This is a genomic window from Paenimyroides ummariense (assembly GCF_900115115.1).
Classification (GTDB): Bacteria; Bacteroidota; Bacteroidia; order Flavobacteriales; family Flavobacteriaceae; genus Flavobacterium; species Flavobacterium ummariense.
Map to the genome: position 1 here is coordinate 1 of NZ_FOVI01000058.1, position 2,600 is coordinate 2,600.

Annotated in this window: 1 protein-coding gene; it reads left to right on the forward strand. The window is 35.6% G+C overall.

Annotated elements, in window-relative coordinates; genetic code table 11:
- Positions 1 to 339 precede the first annotated feature (339 nt).
- On the forward strand, positions 340 to 2,600 hold a 2,261-nt coding region (locus BM253_RS17015), incomplete at its 3' end, for a SprB repeat-containing protein (RefSeq protein WP_177205824.1).

The following is a 2,600-nucleotide window of genomic DNA, read 5'->3' on the forward strand; positions in this document are numbered from 1 at the left end:
ACCTCAAGTTAACAAAATTTGAGGACAATAAAAAAAATCCCCGACAAAAAACATGTCGGGGATTATACCAAAGACCTTTTTAGACAGCCTCTTTTGTTTATAGTGTTTTTTTGAAATTAGTTAAAGTCTAAACGCAATGTTAAATATATTTTCATTCTCTATTATTTTTTTTATATATTTAGCGAATATTTAGAAAAGTAAAAATTGTTTCTTTTAAGGGCGATATAGTTTAAAACTTAAAGTTGAAAATTTTTTAAGATTCAGCTTCTCAAATGAAATTAACTCAATTCTCACAAGATACTACTTTCTTTTCTTTAATTATTTTTTAATTTTTAATTTATGAAAAAAATTTACGTATTATTTTTAGTACTTTTTCTCTCTGTGAAAGTCTATAGTCAGGTTTCTAACTATACCTTTTCGCAAAGTAATGGAACTTATCAAGAAATAACAGGAGGTACAGTTTTGGCCACAGCTACGGCTGCTGACTATTCTTCTAGTTTTGATAATGTTGTGTGGAATTTACCATCAGGAACAATTCCTTTTTCTTTTAAGTTTAATGATGTATCTTATACAGGACTTAATGTAAATAGTAATGGGTATATTACGTTTGGAGCAACTACATCATCAACTTCCTCATATACACCTATTTCTAGTACAACTGCATATGAGGGAGCAATTTCAGCTTGGGGAAGAGATATTAATGGCGCATTTCATTCTTCAATTGTTTCGGATGTTAGTTGGAAAGTTGAAGGGGCGTCACCAAATAGAGAATTTGTTATTCAATATAAAAACGTAAGACCAAGTCCAAGTACTTCTACTACGGCTATTTATGCAATGAATTTTCAAATAAGATTGTTAGAGAATGGAAATGTTATTAAGTTTATTTACGGATCTCATGGTTTTGTATTAGGTACTACAAATGCTACAGGGACACCACAGATCGGACTTAGAGGATTGACAAATAGTGACTATTTAAATAGATCAAATTCTACTAGTGTTAACTTTACTTCTTCTGTTGCAGGCACTTCAAATTCATCTACTCAAGCTTATAATACTGCAACAGGAGCTCCTGGGATGCCTACAAATGGTTTAATATATACTTTCACTCCACCACCAATATGTACGGGAATGCCAAACGGTGGAACAGTTTCGTCAGCAACACAAGTAGGTTGTTCACCAACTGCTGTGTCAGTTCCTTTTGCTAATTCTGGATTTTCAGGTTTTGTCTATCAATGGCAAGAGTCTGATGATAATGGAGTATTAGATCCATGGTCAGATGTCACTGGAGCAACAACATTATCCTATACGCCGCCACCGATTAATGGCTCAACGAACAAATATTATCGTTTAAAAACAACATGTTCGTCTTCAGGGCAAGTTGCTTATTCAACTGTTCATACAGTTACTATTCCACCAGCTCCTAATGCTGCTACGGGTATGACTTTTACAAATGTTACTGATAATGCAGTTACTGTAAATTGGACAAATGGCAATGGAGACAGAAGAGTGTTATTAGTAAATACAACTAACAATTTTAGTTCATTACCGGTTTCGGGTGCTGCTTATGCCAATGGTACCGTTTTAAGCGGAGGCGATATTTTAGTATGGGATGGAACAGCAGCTAATACTACTATTTCTGGCCTAAAATGTAATACCACATATTATTTCAGATTATATGAATACAAACGTTGTGGTTCTTCACCAAACTATGCTTTTTTCCCTGCTGCGCATATAAGTGGGAATATCACTACAAGTGCTTTTACACCAACTATTGTGCCTATGCCTGCTACAACTAATTTTACAGGTTTTACAGGAGCTAATCTTTCAACTGTATTTCCTGGTTGGGAAGAAAGAGTTGGAGACGGACCAATTGCAGCGGCTGCAGGTGCGTCAGCTTGGACAAGTAGTTCTGCCTTATCAGTTCCTACTGCAAAAGTTAATCTATATACAAATACACGTAATGAGTGGATTATTTCTCCTATAGTAAATATAACTTCAATTTCTAGAGTTCGTTTTAAAGCAGCAATTACTAATTTTGCAAGCGGAGCAGTAGATCCTGATAGAATGATTGGGACTGATGATAAGGTACAAGTGATGATTTCTTCAGATGCTTGTGGAGGAGGGCCTTGGGTTTCCTTATACACTTTTGACGCTTCCACAACAGTTAATTTGACAAATGTGTTAACAGAATATGAAGTTGTTATTCCTTCACAGTATATAAACCAAAACATTCGTATAGGTTTTAAAGCAACTGATGGACCGATTGATGATGCACCAGATTATGATTTCCATATAACAGATGTATTTGTTGAAAATATTCCTCCCCCAAGTTTAACGGTTTCTAAAACTGATATATTATGTCATGGGGGTACTGGTAGTGCTACAATTACAGTTACTGGAGGATTAGCACCATTTACTTATTCATGGTCACCATCTGGGGGAACGGCAGCTACAGCTACAGGGTTAGCAGCCGGAATTTATACCGTAACTGTAACTGACGCAGCCAATCGTACTGCAACCGCAAATGTTACGATTGATGAACCGGATGCTCTTGTATCTAATATGGCATCAACAAGCATTACTTGTAACGGAGCAAATAA